General features: G+C 73.4%; 14 protein-coding genes. 9 read left to right on the top strand and 5 right to left on the bottom strand.

Features of this window, described 5'->3' with window-relative positions:
- The first annotated feature begins 2 nt into the window (after positions 1 to 2).
- Genes BU204_RS32965 through BU204_RS32950 form a run of 4 tightly spaced genes read left to right on the top strand, consistent with a single transcriptional unit; the run spans position 3 to position 3,954 of the window.
- Entirely contained in the window at positions 3 to 1,286 is a 1,284-nt protein-coding gene (locus BU204_RS32965) for a phenylacetate--CoA ligase family protein (RefSeq protein WP_075129719.1), read from the top strand.
- Positions 1,287 to 1,312: 26 nt separating this feature from the next.
- Entirely contained in the window at positions 1,313 to 2,521 is a 1,209-nt protein-coding gene (locus BU204_RS32960) for an FAD-dependent monooxygenase (RefSeq protein ID WP_233160886.1), read from the top strand.
- Positions 2,518 to 3,294, top strand: a complete 777-nt coding sequence (locus BU204_RS32955; RefSeq protein WP_075129717.1) for a 2,3-dihydro-2,3-dihydroxybenzoate dehydrogenase — start codon at positions 2,518 to 2,520, stop codon at positions 3,292 to 3,294. Before BU204_RS32960 ends, BU204_RS32955 begins: the two co-directional genes overlap by 4 nt.
- A 12-nt stretch (positions 3,295 to 3,306) precedes the next feature.
- The gene (locus BU204_RS32950) at positions 3,307 to 3,954 is read left to right on the top strand and encodes an isochorismatase family protein (protein ID WP_269844679.1); all 648 of its coding nucleotides are present in this window, start codon (positions 3,307 to 3,309) and stop codon (positions 3,952 to 3,954) included.
- A 66-nt stretch (positions 3,955 to 4,020) separates the two neighbouring features.
- Here BU204_RS32950 and BU204_RS32945 read toward each other — a convergent pair whose 3' ends face one another.
- Together BU204_RS32945 and BU204_RS32940 are read right to left on the bottom strand one after the other, a co-directional pair.
- Complete coding sequence (locus BU204_RS32945) at positions 4,021 to 4,755, bottom strand: alpha/beta hydrolase (RefSeq protein ID WP_075129716.1); 735 nt, start codon at positions 4,753 to 4,755, stop codon at positions 4,021 to 4,023.
- Positions 4,752 to 5,567 carry a methyltransferase domain-containing protein gene (locus tag BU204_RS32940; RefSeq protein WP_075129739.1) on the bottom strand — a complete coding sequence of 272 codons (816 nt, stop codon included), beginning with the start codon at positions 5,565 to 5,567 and terminating at the stop codon, positions 4,752 to 4,754. Before BU204_RS32940 ends, BU204_RS32945 begins: the two co-directional genes overlap by 4 nt.
- A gap of 262 nt (positions 5,568 to 5,829) precedes the next feature.
- Here BU204_RS32940 and BU204_RS32935 point away from each other — a divergent pair, with 262 nt between their 5' ends.
- Entirely contained in the window at positions 5,830 to 6,570 is a 741-nt protein-coding gene (locus tag BU204_RS32935; RefSeq protein WP_075129738.1) for a DsbA family oxidoreductase, read from the top strand.
- Positions 6,571 to 6,784: 214 nt separating this feature from the next.
- Entirely contained in the window at positions 6,785 to 9,637 is a 2,853-nt protein-coding gene (locus BU204_RS32930) for a helix-turn-helix transcriptional regulator (RefSeq protein ID WP_075129715.1), read from the top strand.
- Here the strand turns inward: BU204_RS32930 and BU204_RS32925 are convergent.
- Together BU204_RS32925 and BU204_RS32920 are read right to left on the bottom strand one after the other, a co-directional pair.
- On the bottom strand, positions 9,610 to 10,224 hold the full coding sequence (locus tag BU204_RS32925; RefSeq protein WP_083661844.1) for a malonic semialdehyde reductase: 615 nt from the start codon (positions 10,222 to 10,224) through the stop codon (positions 9,610 to 9,612). The genes BU204_RS32930 and BU204_RS32925 overlap by 28 nt on opposite strands.
- Positions 10,221 to 11,699, bottom strand: a complete 1,479-nt coding sequence (locus BU204_RS32920; RefSeq protein ID WP_075129714.1) for an MFS transporter — start codon at positions 11,697 to 11,699, stop codon at positions 10,221 to 10,223. Before BU204_RS32920 ends, BU204_RS32925 begins: the two co-directional genes overlap by 4 nt.
- Before the next feature lie 297 nt (positions 11,700 to 11,996).
- Between BU204_RS32920 and BU204_RS32915 the strand changes: the two genes are divergently transcribed.
- The 3 genes from BU204_RS32915 (at position 11,997) to BU204_RS32905 (ending at position 15,632) form a co-directional block, all read left to right on the top strand.
- Positions 11,997 to 12,533 (top strand): cupin domain-containing protein, encoded by a 537-nt coding sequence (locus tag BU204_RS32915; RefSeq protein ID WP_075129713.1) that lies wholly within the window; start codon positions 11,997 to 11,999, stop codon positions 12,531 to 12,533.
- Between the two features lie 96 nt (positions 12,534 to 12,629).
- Positions 12,630 to 14,006 (top strand): glycosyl hydrolase family 18 protein, encoded by a 1,377-nt coding sequence (locus BU204_RS41655; RefSeq protein ID WP_233160881.1) that lies wholly within the window; start codon positions 12,630 to 12,632, stop codon positions 14,004 to 14,006.
- Between the two features lie 435 nt (positions 14,007 to 14,441).
- The gene (locus tag BU204_RS32905; protein WP_198943073.1) at positions 14,442 to 15,632 is read left to right on the top strand and encodes a damage-control phosphatase ARMT1 family protein; all 1,191 of its coding nucleotides are present in this window, start codon (positions 14,442 to 14,444) and stop codon (positions 15,630 to 15,632) included.
- A gap of 16 nt (positions 15,633 to 15,648) precedes the next feature.
- Here the strand turns inward: BU204_RS32905 and BU204_RS32900 are convergent, their stop codons facing one another.
- A complete protein-coding gene (locus BU204_RS32900) occupies positions 15,649 to 16,662 on the bottom strand; it encodes a methyltransferase (protein WP_075129711.1) in 1,014 nt (337 codons plus the stop codon).
- Positions 16,663 to 16,759 lie beyond the last annotated feature (97 nt).

Raw genomic sequence — 16,759 nt, 5'->3', positions numbered from 1 at the left:
GCATGTTCGGAACCGGCGAGGAGCTGGAGCACTTACAGGACAGTCGGATCCCGGAGGTGCTGGCCGCCGCGGGCCGCTCGCCGTTCTACCGCGAGCGGTTCGGCACGGCGCTGTCCGGCCTGCGCTGCCGGGCGGACCTGGCGACCCTGCCGCTGACCACCAAGCAGGACCTGCGCGAGGCCTACCCGTTCGGCATGCTCGCGGTGCCCAAGCGGCAGCTGGCGACCTACCACGAGTCCAGCGGCACCGCCGGCACCCCGACGCCCTCCTACTACACCGAGAGCGACTGGGTGGACCTGGCGGAGCGTTACGCGCGCAAGCGGATCCCGATCGAGGAGTCCGACGTGTTCCTGGTCCGCACGCCGTACGCGCTGATGATCACCGGTCACCTGGCGCAGGCCGCGGCCCGCCGCCACGGCGCCACGGTCGTGCCCGGCGACAACCGTTCGCTGGCCATGCCGTACTCGCGGGTCGTACGGGTACTGCACGACCTCGAGGTCACGCTCACCTGGTCGATGCCGACCGAGACGCTGCTGTGGGCGGCCGCGGCGGAGGCCGCCGGACGCCGGCCGGGTGCGGACTTCCCCGCGCTGCGCGCGCTGTTCGTCGGAGGCGAGCCGCTGACCCCAGCCCGCCGACGCCGGATCACCGAGATCTGGGACGTGCCGGTGGTGGAGGAGTACGGCTCGACCGAGACGGGAAGCCTCGCCGGCGAGTGCCGGTGCCAGCGCCTGCACCTGTGGGCCGACCGGGCGCTGTTCGAGGTCCACGACCCCGCCACCGGCCGGACCGGGCGGGAGGGCCGCGGCCAGCTGGTGGTCACCCCGCTGTTCCGCGAGGCGATGCCGCTGCTGCGGTACAACCTCGAGGACACCGTGGAGGTCAGCTACGCCGGCTGTGACTGCGGCTCGCCGCTGCCGACCGTGCGGGTGCTCGGCCGGTCCGCCTTCGGTTACCCGGTCGGCTCGGCGACGGTCACCCAGAACCGGTTGGAGGAGCTGGTCTTCGAGCTCCCGGCGCACTACGGGGTGCTTTTCTGGCGTGCCAGGGCCGAGCCGGACCGGTTGACCGTCGAGATCGAGGTCGCCGCGGCGCACCGGAGGGCGGCGGTCTCGGCGCTCACCGCGGCGGTCCGCGCCGCCTACGGCGTCGAGGTGGCGGTGACCGGTGTCGAGCCCGGCACCCTGGTCCCGACCGAGGTGCTCACCGCCTCGCACGACGTGGTCAAGCCGCGCAGCCTGTTCGGTGCCGACGAGGACTGGGGCAAGGCGCTGCTCTACCACTGAGCGGTGCGGAGGCGAGGAGGATCGGTGTGGCCCAGCGGAGTCTCCGGGTGGCCGTCGTCGGCGCCGGCATGGCGGGTCTGACCCTGGCGGCGGCGTTGGCGCGGCACGGAATCGAGTGTCGCGTGTTCGAGCAGACGGGCGGGCTGGCCGCGGTCGGCGCGGGAATCCAGCTGTCTCCCAACGGAACGCGGCCGTTGCTGGAGCTGGGCCTCGGGCCCGCGCTGGACCGGGTGGCGGCCCGGCCGGGAGCGATCGAGGTGCGGCGGTGGGACGACGGCCGCCTGCTCACCTCGACGGTGCTCGGCGCGGACTGCGAACGCGCCTACCGCGCCCCCTACCTGACCGTGCACCGCGCCGACCTGCAGCGGTGCCTGCTGGACGCGGTACCGGCCGGGGTCGTGCGGCTGGGCCGACGCTGTGTCGGGGTGCGCGAGCTGGACGGGACGGCGCGGGTGGAGTTCGCCGACGGCTCGGTGGCGGAGGCCGACGTGGTCGTGGGCGCCGACGGGATCCGCTCGGTGGTGCGCGGGTGCCTGGTCGAGGACGCCCCGCGCCCCTCCGGCCAGGCGGTCTTCCGCGGCGTCGTCGACATCGCCGCGGTGCCCGGGATTTCCGGTGGCGACGTGAGCATCTGGGTCGGTCCCGGCCGGCACTGCGTGTGCTACCCGATCTCGGCCGGCCGGCGGCTCAGCTTCGCCGCCAGCACGCCGGCCGGGGACTGGCGGGAGGAGTCGTGGTCGGTCCGGGGCGAGGTGTCCGACCTGCTCGCCGCCTACACCGGCTGGAGCCCGGTCCTGCGCGCCCTGCTGGCCGCGCCGGAGAGCGTCTCCCGGTGGGCGCTGCACGACCGGCCGGAGCCGGCGCGCTGGAGTGGCGCCCGCACCACGCTGGTCGGCGACGCCGCCCACCCGATGCTGCCGTTCGGCGCCCAGGGGCTCAGCCAAGGCGTCGAGGACGCCGTCACGCTCGCCGCGCTCCTCGCGCGGTCCTCAGCGGACACCGTGCCGCACGCGCTGCGCCGCTACGAGCGGATCCGGCGCCCCCGGGTGGCCAGGGTCCGCCGCTTCGTCGCGGACAACCAGCGCGACCACCACCTCCTGGACGGTCCCGGCCAACACGCCCGGGACCGAACACTGGACGACGACTGGGAGCTGGACAGCCGGGCATGGCTCTTCGGTCACGACGCCGAGCGTGTCGCGGCGGCGGTCGGCCGGACCGACGGGGCGCGGAGATGAGGGAGCTGGGGATCGCCGGCAAGGTCGCGCTGGTGACCGGTGCGGCACAGGGAATCGGGGCCGCGGTGAGCGAGGCGCTCTGCACCAACGGCGTCACCGTCGCCGGCGTGGACGTCAACGGCGAGGCGCTCCGGCGGCTGGCCACCCGGCTGCCCGGGCGGCTGCTCGCGTTCCCGGCCGACGTCCGGGACGCCGACGCGGTCGAGAAGGTCGTCGCCACCGTGGAGGCGGCGCTGGGGCCGGTGGGGATCCTGGTCAACGCGGCCGGCGTGCTCCGCACCGGACCGGTCGTGGAGCTCAGCGACTCCGACTGGAGGGCCGTGTTCGCCGTGAACGCCGACGGGGTGTTCCACGTGTCCCGTGCCGTGGCGCGCCGGATGGTGCGGCGCAGGTCCGGCGCGATCGTGACCGTGGCGTCCAACGCCGCGGGCGTCCCGCGGGTCGACATGGCGGCCTACGCCGCGTCGAAGGCGGCGACCGTCGCGTTCACCAAGTGCCTCGGTCTCGAGCTGGCGTCCCACGGGATCAGGTGCAACGTGGTCTCGCCCGGCTCGACCGACACGCCCATGCAGCGGTCCATGTGGGACGGTGCGGACGGGGCACGCGCGGTCGTCGCGGGCTCGCCGGAGGCCTTCCGGGTCGGCATCCCGCTTGGCCGGCTGGCGCGGCCCGAGCAGGTCGCCGACGCGGTGGTGTTCCTCGCCTCCGAGCTGGCCGGCCACATCACCATGCACGACCTGTACGTGGACGGCGGCGCCGCGCTGGGCGGCTGAGAGGAGGAGATCGTGGCCGTGGCGCCGATCGCCGGGTACCCGATGCCGACCGAGCCCGAGCTGCCCGAGAACCGGGTGGGGTGGTCGCCCGACCCGCACCGGGCGGTCCTGCTGGTGCACGACATGCAGCAGTACTTCGTGGACCCGTTCAGCCCCGGGCAGGAGCCGGTGACCACTCTGGTCGAGAACATCGCGCTGCTGCGGCACACCGCGGACGCGCACGGCGTCCCGGTCGTCTACACCGCCCAACCCGGCGGGATGAGCCGGGAGCAACGTGGTCTGCTGCGGGACTTCTGGGGGCCCGGGATGAGCACGAGCCCCGAGCACCGGCGCATCGTCGAGCCGCTGGCCGCGCGCCGGCGCGACACGGTCGTGACCAAGTGGCGGTACAGCGCGTTCCACCGCACCGGGCTGCGGGAGCTGTTCGACCGGCTCGGGCGCGACCAGGTGATCGTCTGTGGCGTCTACGCCAACCTCGGCTGCCTGCTGACCGCGGTCGACGCGTTCACGCTGGACATCCAGCCGTTCCTGGCCGCCGACGCGCTCGCCGACTTCTCGCTCGAGGAGCACCGCCGGGCGCTCGGCTACGCGGCGCGTAGCTGCGCGCGGGTGCTGTCCACGGCGCGGGTGCGCGAGGAGCTCGGCGCTCCTCGCGGATGACGCGGGAGCGGGCCCCGGCGGGCTCGGACCGGGGCCCTGCTCCGCGATCGCGTTCCCCCGACGCGATCAGACCAGGCTGTCGAGCAGGTCGGCGACGGCGACCGGATGCGACAGGAACGGCGAGTGGCCGGACCGCAGCTCGACCACCTCCCCGACCGCGGCGCCCATCCGGCGCTGGACGCCGGGCGCGATCGCCCGGTCCTCGGCGCAGACGACGTAGGTCGAGGGGATGGTGCGCCAGGCGGTCCCGCGCACCTCCTGGGCGAAGGACGCGGCCGACTGGGGCAGGAGCCTGCGTTCGGCGTCCAGCGCGGTCCTCGGGCCGCAGCCGCTGTAGAACAGCCGGCGCCCCCACCCCCGCTCGACGCTCAGCAGGCCGTTCTCGAAGTGGATCCACGGCGCGTCCCCTCCGCCGGTCAGGCTCCGCATCGTGTCGCCCTTGTCCGGCACGAACGCGGCCAGGTAGACCAGCCGCGACACGGTGTCCAGTCCCTCGGCCGCCTCGGTCACCACGACCCCGCCGTAGGAGTGGCCGAGCAGCACCACCGGACCCGGTACGGCCCGCACGGTCTCCCGCACCAGCTCGGTGTCGCTGCGCAGGTCGCCGACGACGGCCGGGTCGGTTCCGTGGCTGGTCAGCTCGACGGCCCGGGTCTCGATGCCCCGCTTGCGCAGGGCCGAGGCGAGCGGTGACCAGCACCAGGCGCCGTGCCAGGCGCCGTGCACCAACACGAGGGTGGGACGCGGCGAGGTGGCCGGGCCGGTGAACGGGGTGCCCTCGTTCCCGTCGGCCCGTCTCACCGCGTCCCCCCGAGGACGAAACCGGTCAGGGACCCGAAGAACCGGTTCTCGTCCGCGGCCCTCGCCAAGGGACGCCACCAGGCGCGGAGCTCGCCGGCCGACATCCGCAGGTCGCCACCGGCCTGCGCGGAGGCCAGCCTCCCACTCAGCGACCTGTGGAAGAACTCGAACGGAAGCAGCGCCGTCAGCGGGGTCACCCGCACGTCCCGCAGGCCGAGGTCCCGGAACCGGCGCGCCAGCTGCCGGCCGCTCCAGTTGTTGGGATGGCCGTCGGAGGCGCAGCGGACGACCTCGCGGGTGGCGTCCACGTCGGGGTGGTCCACGGTCGCGGTGTCGAAGTCGTAGTCGAACACGGCGAGGCGTCCACCGGGCCGGGTCACCCGGACCAGGGCTGCCGCCGCCGCCTCGATGTCGGCGCAGTGCATCAGCACGAGCTTGGCGCGGACGCGGTCGAACGAGCCGTCCGGGAGCTCGAGCCGGGCGAGGTCGCCGACCCGGAACTCGATCGGCAGCCGCGTCCCCGCGGCGCGGCGGCGCGCCTCGGCGACCATCGCGACGCTGAGGTCCACGCCAACTACCCGGCCTCCGTCGCCGACGAGCGAGGCGAGCTCGCGCGTGTCGTCGCCGGTGCCGCAGCCGACGTCGAGCACGGCTCGTCCGGTCAGCTCGCCCAGCTCGCCGGCGAGCCGCGCCCGGATCTCGCCGTAGGCCGGCAGCGAGTTCGCCGCGTCCATGAAGTCGATGAACCAGGCCGCGTCGGGTGCCTCGTCGACGGCGGTGAACTCCGCGACGTTCCCGGCTACGGTGCTCATCGGCTCCACCCCATCGATCGATCCTCGATCCCCACCCACCGATCGGTGGGTCGCGACGGGCACCAGCCTCGCCTCCCGTCTGTCCCGGCGGTATCCCGGTTTCACGCCATGTCCGCCCACCGCGGAGTCACCCCGAACTCCGCCACGGCCACCCGAACGGGGGAGCGGGGATCACGAGAAGCAGCGATGCGCGCCGGTCAAAGAGAACGTGACGATGGCGTCGGTGCTGTTCAGGGCATCGATCCTGCTCAGAGGAGGCGACATGGCCGAGACACCGTTGGCGGCCCGGGGGCACGATCCGGTGGTGAACGCGGACCCGGGCACGGTGACCGTGTGGTCGGACATCGGGTGCCCGTGGGCCTCGCTCGCGCTGCACACCCTCCGCGCGGCCGCGGCGCGGCGCGGCGGCGAGCTCCGGGTCGACCACCGCGCCTTCCCGCTCGAGCTGTTCAACCGCATGCCGACCCCCAAGCACATCGTCGACGCCGAGATCGTCGTGATCGGCGGGTACGACGCGACGATGGGGTGGCGGATGTGGCCGGGGCCGGACTGCGCGTACCCGGTGACGATGCTGCCGGCCATGGAGGCCGTCCAGGCCGCGAAGGACCCGGAGGTGGGTGGCCTGTCCGGCAGCGACGAGCTGGACGCCGCGCTGCGCGACGCGTTCTACGCCCAGGGCCGCTGCGTGAGCATCCCCGCGGTGATCCTCGAGGTCGCGGGGCAGTGCGCCCAGGTGGACGCGGAGGCGCTGGCCCACGCGCTGGCCCACGGCCGGGGGCGGGCCGAGGTCTACCGGGACTGGCGGACCGCCCAGCAGGAGCAGGTCCAGGGCAGCCCGCACCTGTTCACCGCCGACGGGTTCGAGGTGCACAACCCGGGGGTCACCTACCGGTGGTCCAACCGGCCGCCGACCGGTTTCCCGCGGTTGCTCGACTACGACGCCGGCTGGGCGGAGGACCTGCTCGACCACCTGGACCGGGCCGCACTGCCGATCCCGCGCTGAGCGAGCGGAATTTCGTCCGCGTCCCGTTTTCACGCCATTTCCCAACATTGCCCGTTCGGGTGAACGCCGGAGAATATCTCGGTTCAAATCTACGGACAGTAGAAAATTGTTGCCGGTGCCCCCCAGGCAAAAGGCCGCGTTACGATCCCTACCAATTACCGATGAGTGATATGGGTGGGAGCGAAGGCGGGTGACTGCGTCGGGGGACAGGAACATGCAGGCCGCGAGGTCCGCGTTCGTCGGCAGGCGGACCGAGCTGACCGAGCTGCGCTCGGCGCTGACCGCGGTGGCGCAGGGCAGTGGTGGCCTGGTGATCGTCGACGGGCCCGCCGGCATCGGCAAGAGCCGGCTGCTCGAGGCGTTCGCCGGCGAGGCGGCGGCCGCCCGGGTCGCGGTGGCCGCGGGCGCGGCGACCGAGCTGGACCACATGGCCCCGCTCGCGGCGCTGCTCGGCGCGCTGCGCGCCAGCACGCCGCCGGTCCTGACCGACCTCGGCCGGCTCGGCGACCCGGCCGGGAGCCGGTTCTGGCTCGTCGACCACCTCGGCGACCTGGTGGAGCAGTACGTCCGGAGCCGACCGCTGACGATCATCCTGGACGACCTGCAGTGGGCCGACGAGCTCACCGCGCTCGCCCTGCGCATCCTGGTGCCGGCGTTGTCCTCCTCACCGGTGTTGTGGGTGCTCGCGCGGCGGCCGACCCCGGCCGACACCCCGGCCCAGGAGGCGATCAGCCGGCTCATCGCCTCGGACTACCCGCGCCTGACCCTCGGCCCGCTCCGGCCGGCCGAGGTCGTGGAGCTGTCCACCGCCATCCTGGGGGCGCGGCCCGACCACACGGTGCTGGCCCTCGCCGAGCGCAGCGCCGGCAACCCCTTCCTGCTCGAGGAGGTGCTCACCGGCCTGCGTGAGCAGGGACAGATCGTGATCTCCGGTGAGACGGCGACCGCCGTGGCCGAGGACCTCCCGCCGAGCTTCCTGACCTCGGTCCAGCACCGGCTGCGGGCCCTGTCCGAGGACGTCCGGCGGCTGCTCGAGGCCGGCAGCGTGCTCGGTCGGCCGTTCACCCTGCACGAGGCCGCCCGGATCCTCGGCCGCTCCGCGATCGAGCTGGTGCCGGCTACCGACGAGGCGATCAGGGTGGACACGCTGGTCGACCTCGGCTCCGAGCTCGCCTTCCGGCACGACCTGATCCGCGAGGCGGTCTACAGCAACCTGCCCGGCCCGGTGCGCCAGGTCCTGCACCGGGAGGCCACGGAGGTGCTCAGGAACGAGGGCCGGCCGCCGACCGAGATCGCCGAGCACCTGCTGCGCTGCGGGCTGCGCGGCAACCAGGACGCGGTCGGCGTGGTGCAGAACGCCGTCGCCCGGGTGGCGGTGACCGCGCCGGGCGCCGCGGCCGACCTGATCACCCGCACGCTGCCCCTGCTCGAGCCCGGTGACCCCGCCCGGCCGCGGCTGGTGGCCGACGCGGTCCGGCTGCTGGCGAGCGTCGGGCGGCTGGCCGAGGCCCAGGCGCTCGGTGAGACCGCGTTGCGGGCCGGTTTGGACGCGCACACCGAGGCCACCCTGCTGCTCGGCATGGCCGAGGCGCTCAAGCACGCCGGCCAGGACACCGCGACCGTCGAGTACACCGGCCGGGTGCTCACCAGGAAGGACGCCCCGGTGCAGGTCCGCGCCCAGCTCTGGGCGATCAGGGCGCACGCCCTGCTCAACGCGGGCGACATCGACGACGCCGGGCACGCCGCGGACGAGGCGGTCCGACTCAGCGACGCCGCCGGCGAGCAGTCCGCCCTGGTGCTCGGCCTCGCCGCGCAGAGCATGGTGGAGCAGGCCAGGGGCGACATCGCGGGTGCCGTGGCCCGGGCCAGGGACGCCGTGGGGATCGCGGACTCGGTGGGCGGGGAGACCAGGTACCAGCACCCGGGGGTGTGGCTCGGCCACGCGCTGGCCGCGGCCGACCGCTTCACCGAGGCGTCCACCGTCTACGAGATGGGGCAGCGGGAGGCGGTGGAGCTGGGCACCGCCTGGTCGCAGCCGCTGTGGCACTACTACCGGGCCGAGCTGCTGATGGCGTCCGGCATGCTCGTGGACGCGCAGGCCGAGGCCGAGGCCGGTGTCGCGATCGCCGAGCAGCTGACCGCGATGGCGATGGTCGTCCCGCTGCTCGGCACGCTGGCCGCGCTGGCCGTGCGGCGCAACGAGCTTGCGGTGGCCGGCGACTGCGTCGAGCGGGCCCGACAGCTGCGGATGACCGGTATCGGCTCCCGGATGGAGGACCTCGCCTGGCGTTCGGCGCTGTACCAGGAGGCGTGCGGCGACCCCGCGGGGACAATGGAGTCGCTCGCCCCCCTGTTCGCCGCGATCCCACGCCGCCCACTGCTGCTCACCCAGGAGCCATGCTCGGCGCCGGTGCTGGTGCGGATGTGCCTGCGGGCGGGAGCCGTCGAGCCGGCTGAGGTCGTCGTCGCCGCGTCGGCCGCGCTGGCCAGGAACAACCCGGGCGTCCGGTCGATCACCGGGGCGGCCCAGCACGCCCTCGGGCTGCTGCGGGAGGACCGGGCCGCGCTGCAAGCCGCGGTGGCGGCCTTCCGGGACAGCCCTCGGCTGCTCGGCCGCGCCTCCGCGCTGGAGGACGCCGGCGACGCCGAGCGTCGCGCCGGCAACCGAGACGGCGCGGTCGCGCTGCTCAGGGAGGCCGCCGGGCTCTACTCGAGCAGCGGCGCGCGCCGCGACCTCGAGCGGGTGAACCGCAGGCTGGCCGACCTCGGGGTGCGCCGCGGCCAGCAGCGGCCCGCCACCAGGGCGGCGGGGCGGAGCGTGCTGACCGAGTCGGAGATGCGGGTCGCCCGGATCGTGGCGCGCGGCAAGACGAACCGGGAGGTCGCCGAGGAGCTGTTCCTCTCGCCGCACACCGTCGACAGCCACCTGCGGCACATCTTCGGCAAGCTCGGGGTCTCCAGCCGGGTGGCGCTCACCCGCTGGGTGGTCGAGCAGGACGTGCGGGCCGCGTCGGCCGACCCCGCGCACGCTCCCGGCGCCTACACCGAAGCGAACACCTCGTCGTAGGCCAGCCGGGGCAACCGGTCCCACCACGCGTTCTCGCCGGGCAGCCCGATGTTCATGACGACCAGCGGCCGGTGGATCCCGTCGGGGAAGAACTCCTTCGCCACCCCCACGGCGTCGAACCCGCTCATCGGTCCCGCGGCGAGCCCGGCCGCGCGGACCCCCATCAGGAAGTACGCGACCTGTAACGCCGCGTTGAGCACCGCGGAGTCCCGGCGCACCTCGGGGTCGGCGAAGAAGGCGTCCTTGGCCTCCGGGAACACCGGGAACTGGGCCGGCAGCTCGTGGTGGAACTCGGTGTCCGCGGCGAGGACGGCCACCAGCGGCGCGCCGGCGGTCTTCGCCTTGTTGTTGTCCCACATGTGTTCCACCAGCCGGGCGCGGGCCTGCGGCGAGCGGACCAGTACGACCCGAAGCGGCTGCTGGTTGAACGAGGTCGGTGCCCACTTCACGAGGTCGTAGATGGCGCGGACGTGTGCCTCGGTCACCGGTTCGTCGGTGAACGAGTTCGCCGTCCGGGCTCGGCGGAACAGCTGGTCCTGCGCGCCCTCGTCGATGGTGATGTAGTCCTTCGCGAGCTGTGTCGTCACGGTCGGTCCCCTTCTGCGTGCGTGGCGGTGGGTCGGTCGGCTGCGGGCCGGGGTTGGGCCGGGGGCGCCGCGGGAGCGTCGTCCCGCCCTCCTCGGGTGTGGCGTGCCCAGACCACGACCGGGATCGCGAGCACGGCGAGCACGGCCGCCGCCCACAGGGCGAGCGCGTGCCCGGCCGCCATCGCCTCCACCGGACCCGTGCCGTCGGCGAGCGCGGTCTCGGTGTGGCGGGCGGCTGTCGCGCTGAACACCGCCAACCCCACCGCGCCGCCGACCTGCAGGGTCGTCGAGACCATGCCCGAGGCCGCGCCCTGGACCGGACCGTGCAACCCGCTCGTGCACACGACGAAGGCGGCGACGACCGAGGCGCCGAGACCGGCACCCCAGACCATCCCCGGCAGGACGAACGAGGTGAGGAGGTTTCCGCGCGGCGCCAGGACCAGCGCCCAGTCGGCGAGGGCGAACGCCTGGACCAGAAGGCCACCGGCGAGCGCGGCCACCGGCCGGATCCTGCCGAAGGCGCGGATGGCGAGCTGCGAGCCGGCGAACAACGCGAGGCTGATCGGCACCGTGGCCAGGGCCGCGACGAGCGGGGAGTACCCGCGGACGGACTGGAGGTAGAGGGTGACGAGGAAGAACACGCCGAACATCAGCCCGCCTACCGCGGTGTTGGCCAGGTTGCCCAGCACGACGGCGCGGACCCGGAACAGCGTGCGGGGGATCAGCGGTGCGGTGGCGAGGAGCTGCCTGGCCAGGAACGCGAGCAGCAGCGCGGCGGAGCCGGCCAGTGCCGCGGCGGCCCCGGTGCCCCAGCCATCGCCACCGAGGCGCAGGATCCCGTACAGGGCAAGGCAGAGCCCGCCGGTGCTGGTCAGCGCGCCGACGAGGTCGAGGCCGCCCTCGGCGCGGTGACCGGTCGAGGGCAGCACGCGCAGGCTCCGGACCAGGACGACGAGGATGACCGGCACGTTGACGAGGAAGGTCCACTGCCAGCCGACCGAGGTGAGCAGTCCGCCGAACAGGACCCCGGTGGCGCCGGCGAGTCCCCCGATCCCGCCGAAGACACCCAGTGCCTTGTGCCGGTCCTCGCCCTCGAACAGCTCGATGATCAGCGCCATCGCCGCGGGCGACACGATCGCCGCCCCCAGCCCCTGCGCCGCCCTGGCCCCGACGAGCTGCCAGGCCTGCGTGGACAACCCGCAGGCCAGTGAGGCCGCGGCGAACACGACCAGGCCGACGAGGAACACCCGCCGCCTGCCGAGCAGGTCGGCGGCCCGGCCGCCGAGCAGCATGAACCCGCCGAACGCGAGCATGTAGGCGTCCATCACCCAGGCCAGGCCGGCGGGGGAGAAGTCCATCTGGCGCTGGATCGAGGGCAGTGCCACGTAGACGATGCCGGCGTCCAGCACGACCATGAACTGGGTCGCCGCGAGCAGGGTGAAGGTTCGCCACGGGCTGGAACCGGTCCCGGTCATTCGGTGATCCCCACATCTCTACTGCCCCCCGCGGCCACACCGCGGGAGCACTTCCTCCGAGCACGAGAATGCGGCGGGGCGCCGGCTGCCGGTATCACGTCTTCACGGGATCCTGTGCACGGTCAGGAATTCCCGCGGACAGCCGGGCGGGGTCGGGAAAGGCCGATTTTCGCGTAAACGTGCGAGGCGCAACATGAAGCGGTGCCTGGACAATCGAAAATTCGGACTCCAGCAGCGCGGGTCCGGTTCCCCAACCGTCCGTTCCACTTCAGTTCCCCGCGTACACCGGAGGTAGCCATGTCCACGACCGAGACCACCCACCACACGCCGCAGGTCGTGCACGTCCCCGCGGGCGAGGGCATCGCCCTGTGGGTGCCCGAGGAGGCGCCGGCCGATCTGGTCGACGGCGCCGGTCCCATCATGTCGACCTACACGTTCAAGGCGACGGCCGACACCACCGGCGGCGCGCTGGCCGTGGTCGACACCGTCGTCCCGCCGCTCAACGGCCCACCGGAGCACCTGCACCGCGACGCCGACGAGTCCTTCTTCGTGCTGGACGGCGAGTTCGAGGTGTCCGCCGGCGGTCGGAGGTTCGTGATCCGGCCCGGCGACTACGCCTTCATCCCGCGCGGCACGCGGCACATCTGGAAGAACGTCGGCGAGGGGACGGCCAGAATGATCCGCATCTACACGCCGGGCGGCATGGAGCGGTTCTTCATGGACATCGCGAGACCGGCCGAGCCGGGCCGCCCGGCGCCGCGGCTCACCAACGCCGACGTGCGCCGGGCGGAGGAGATCGCCGCGCGCCAGTACGCCGAGCCGGCCGAGGCCTGAGGCACTGGGAACGCCAGGGGCTTGCGGCGAATAGGTCTAGACCAAATAATGCATAGGAGCCAGCACCTTCACCCCCTGCCTCGGAAGGTGGTTCCGTTGCGTACGTCCCGTGTGTTCGCCGTGCTCCTGGCGTTCCTCCTCGCTCTTCCCGCCCTCGTCCCCACAGCCACGGCCGCCGCCGCCCCCGAGGTGGGGGCGGCCGCCGCGCTGCCCAACGGCTTCCGCAGCGTCGGCTACCTGCCGTCCTGGTCCGGCAGCGTCAACTCCGTCCAGTACGGCAAGCTCACGCACATCAACTACGCGTTCGTCCTGCCCAACTCCAACGGCACCCTGCAGGCGGTACCCGACCCGGGCAAGCTGTCCTCGCTGGTGTCCCTCGGCCACGCCAACGGCGTGAAGGTCTCGCTCGCCGTCGGCGGCTGGAACGACGGGAACGACTCCGCGTTCGAGGCGTTGGCCGCCAACGCCGGGAGCCGCACCACGTTCGTCAACAGCGTGGTCGGCGTGGTCAACCAGTACAACCTGGACGGCGTGGACATCGACTGGGAGTACCCGGATCCCGGGACCTCGGGCAACAACTTCACCGCGCTGATGCGGGAGCTGGCCGACGCCATGCACAGCCGGGGCAAGCTGCTGACCGCGGCCGTGGTCTCCGGCGGCAACACCGCGGGCGGCGTCCAGCCGGCGGTGTTCGGCTACGTCGACTTCCTCAACGTCATGGCCTACGACGGCGGCAGCCCGCACGCCAACTACGACTGGTCGATCGCCTCGGCCGAGTACTGGAAGAGTCGGGGTCTGCCGGCCGCCAAGACCGTGCTCGGCGTGCCGTTCTACAGCCGCCCCGACTACTACACCTATGCTCAGCTCGTCGCGATGGACCCGGCCAACGCCAACCGCGACTGCGCCACGGTCAACGGCGTCTCGCAGTGCTACAACGGTCTGCCGACGATCCGGCGCAAGACCCAGTGGGCGATGGCCAACGCCGGTGGCATCATGAACTGGGAGCTGTCCCAGGACACCACCGGCAGCACGTCGCTGGTCAGCGCGATCTACGAGGTGGCGACGGGCGGCACGCCCCCGCCCGGCGGGCAGACCGGACCGATCACCGGCATCGCGGGCAAGTGCGTCGACGTCGCGAGTGCCAGCAGCGCCAACGGGACCGCTGTCCAGCTCTGGACGTGCAACGGCACCGGCGCCCAGAGCTGGACCGTCGCCGCCGGCGGCACCCTGCGTGCCCTCGGCAAGTGCCTGGACGTGTCCGGCGCAGGCACCGCCAACGGCACGGTCGTCCAACTCTGGGACTGCAACGGCACCGGCGCCCAGGTCTGGCAGCCCCAGTCGAACGGCACCCTCCGCAACCCCGCGTCCGGCCGCTGCCTGGACGCCACCGGCCCCAGCTCCGCGGACGGCACCCGACTGCAGATCTGGGACTGCGCCGGGGCGAGCAACCAGGTCTGGCGCCTGCCCGGCTGACCGGCGGTACGGTTTCCGGCGGCCCCTCCAGTAGCCGCCGGGAACCGTCCCCTCGCGACCGAACCTTCCGTTCGCAGCCGGGAGTTGTCCACAGTTCGCGCCCCACCCCGCACGGAGCCCCACCGGCCGATACGCTGGCAAGGCGGGACGCCCCCGGGAACGGGCGGGGGTTGTTCACTGGGGGCTGGACGCTCAATCGCGGGAGCGGTGGTGCCCTGCGGGTGGGGTTTGGCTGCTGGAGGTTCAGCGCGGCAGCGGTGGTGCTCGCCGGGCGGCCGCTCCTTCTCCGAGCAGGGCGACGCTCTTCGTGAGTCCTCGGCCCCGAGCAGGCGCTTCATCACGAACCACGCCCGAGCCGTGCTCAAGGCGTGCGGGTCGAACAGCGTCCGCGGCTGCCGAAGCACGACGCCCCCGACGGATGTGTGAGACTCGGCTGTGACCAACCGCGACGTCGAGGCGCCGGCCCTGCCGGACGTGCCGCAGATCCTCAGTAACGTGCCCGGCTCCCTGCCCTGGGGGGTCTGGCGCGAGCGCCACCCGGCGCTCATCGCGAAGGTCGCGGCCGGTCTGCCGTACCCGCCCGACCGGCGGCGCGCGCTCGACGAGCTCGCCGAGGAGATCACCGGCCCCGTCCGACCACTCCCGGCCGACGCCCACGATCGGGACCTCTGGGCCGAGTGGGGTCGGGAGTACCTCGGCGCGCACTGGCAGGACGTGCCGTTCCTGTGGGCGGAGAGCTACTTCTACCGCAAGCTGCTCCACGCCGTCGGCTACTTCGCCGACGGGCCGTGGCGCGGTGTCGACCCGTTCGAGCCGTTCAAGACCGCGGAGCTGCTCGGCGGCGCGCTCGAGAGCGACCTCGCCGCGCTCGACCCGCTCGCCGCGCTGCCGGACGCCGAGCAGGACGCGGCGCTGCTGACCGCCTCGCTCTGGGGAAACCGGGCCGACCTGGGGTTCCAGGTCACCGCTCGGCGTGACCCGGACGAGCGGGACCCGTCCACGCCGCTGGTCGCCGACCAGAGCGCGCGGCTGTGGACCCTGCTCGAGGAGGCCGCTCCCGCGGGGGTCTGTCTCGTTGTCGACAACGCGGCCCGCGAGTTGGTGCCCGACCTGCTGCTCGCCGACCACCTGCTCGCCACCGGCCGGGCGGCGACCGTCCTCCTGCACGTGAAGCCGACGCCCTACTTCGTCTCGGACGCGACGCCCGCGGACGTGACGGCCGCGCTGCGCCGGCTCGTCGCCGCCTCCGGCGCCGCCGGGGAGGCCGGCCGTCGGCTGTGGCAGGGGGTGGTGGACGGCGTCGTCGCGATCCGGGCCCACCCGTTCTCGTGCGCGCCGTGGTCCTACCACCACATGCCGGCCGACCTCGCGGAGGACTTCGCCGCCGCCTCGCTGACGATCATGAAGGGCGACCTCAACTACCGCCGCCTCGTCGGCGACCGCTGGTGGCCGCCGACCACCCCGTTCGCGGCGGCGACCGACTACTTCCCCGGTCCGGTCGCCGCGTTGCGCACGCTCAAGTCCGACGTCGTGGTCGGCGTCCCCGACGAGGTCCTCACCCACCTCGACGCTGACGGCGAACCCTGGCGGACCACCGGCACGCACGCCCTGGTCCAGGTGCGCTGAGGCGCCCGGACGGGCCCTACGACGCCGCGGCCACCGCCTCGACCACGGCGACGGCGCTGGGCGTCGGCAGCACCCGGGTGACCCGCAGCCCCGCCCGGTCGAACAGGTCCTCGAACTCCCGCCGCCCGCGCTCCCGGCCCGGCACCAGCAGCATCATGAACATGTCCGTCGTCTTGCCGAAGTGCGGCTGGTTGTCGGGCTCGATCACCGCGTCGAGGGCGAGCACCCGCCCGCCCGGGCGCATCGCGCGGCGACAGTTCTCCAGGATCCGCACGCACTGCTCGTCGGACCAGTCATGCAGGACGTTCTTCAGCAGGTAGAGGTCCCCGCCGGGGACCGACTCGAAGAAGTCCCCGGCGACCAGGTCGTAGCGGGCCTCGCCAAGCCCGGCCAGGACGTTGCCCGGCAACACCTCCGGGCGGTCGAACAGGATGCCGGTCAGCCCCGGGCGTGCGCGGAGCGCCGCCAGCAGCAGCCCACCCTGGCCACCGCCGACGTCCACGACCGTGCCCGTCGTGGGCAGGTCGTAGCTCGCGACGATGTCGTCGACCTCGATCGCGGACAGGTTCGCCATGCCGTCGTTGAACATCGCGCCCTCGTCCGGGTTCGCGGCCAGGAAGTCGAAGAACGGACGTCCGTACCGGCGGTCGAAGGCGGGCTCGCCGCTCCGCACCGCCTCGCCGAGGTCCCTGCTGGAGGTCCAGAACACCTCGGCGGTCACGGCGAGGACGCCGGTCCTGATCGACCTCGGTGCGTCGGCGCGCAGCGGATCGGCGTAGGGGGTCAGGTGGAACCGGCCCTCGGCGTCCTCGCGGAAGACGCCGCGGGTGGCGAGGAACCTGAGCAGCCGCGCCAGGGACGGCGCGTCCGCACCGGCGTCGGCGGCGAGCTCCTCGGGCAGACGCGGCCCGTCGGCCAGCCGCTCGGCGATCTCGAGCTCCACCGCGGCGCGCATCGCGGCCGCGTACACGTATCCCATCGCCTCGCTGAGGACGTGCCGGACCGGGTCGGGGGACGGGTTGGTCGTCATGGCACCTCAGCTTCCGAAGATGGATGCCTTCTGGTCCTCGATGCTGTTGGTGAGGCCGTCGACGTCGTCCGGGTTGCGGAGGAACTCCTGCAGCGCG

The sequence above is a fragment of the Actinophytocola xanthii genome (assembly GCF_001921205.1).
GTDB classification, from domain to species: domain Bacteria; phylum Actinomycetota; class Actinomycetes; order Mycobacteriales; family Pseudonocardiaceae; genus Actinophytocola; species Actinophytocola xanthii.
Note: the sequence above shows the minus strand (reverse complement) of the source record. Positions and strands in the feature narration are given on the sequence as shown.

Coding starts and splice junctions, on each gene's coding strand:
- BU204_RS32965 (WP_075129719.1), top strand. CDS start 3: ATGTTCGGAACCGGCGAGGAGCTGGAGCACTTACAGGACAGTCGGATC.
- BU204_RS32955 (WP_075129717.1), top strand. CDS start 2,518: ATGAGGGAGCTGGGGATCGCCGGCAAGGTCGCGCTGGTGACCGGTGCG.
- BU204_RS32940 (WP_075129739.1), bottom strand. CDS start 5,567: ATGAGCACCGTAGCCGGGAACGTCGCGGAGTTCACCGCCGTCGACGAG.
- BU204_RS32935 (WP_075129738.1), top strand. CDS start 5,830: ATGGCCGAGACACCGTTGGCGGCCCGGGGGCACGATCCGGTGGTGAAC.
- BU204_RS32930 (WP_075129715.1), top strand. CDS start 6,785: ATGCAGGCCGCGAGGTCCGCGTTCGTCGGCAGGCGGACCGAGCTGACC.
- BU204_RS32920 (WP_075129714.1), bottom strand. CDS start 11,699: ATGACCGGGACCGGTTCCAGCCCGTGGCGAACCTTCACCCTGCTCGCG.
- BU204_RS32915 (WP_075129713.1), top strand. CDS start 11,997: ATGTCCACGACCGAGACCACCCACCACACGCCGCAGGTCGTGCACGTC.
- BU204_RS32900 (WP_075129711.1), bottom strand. CDS start 16,662: ATGACGACCAACCCGTCCCCCGACCCGGTCCGGCACGTCCTCAGCGAG.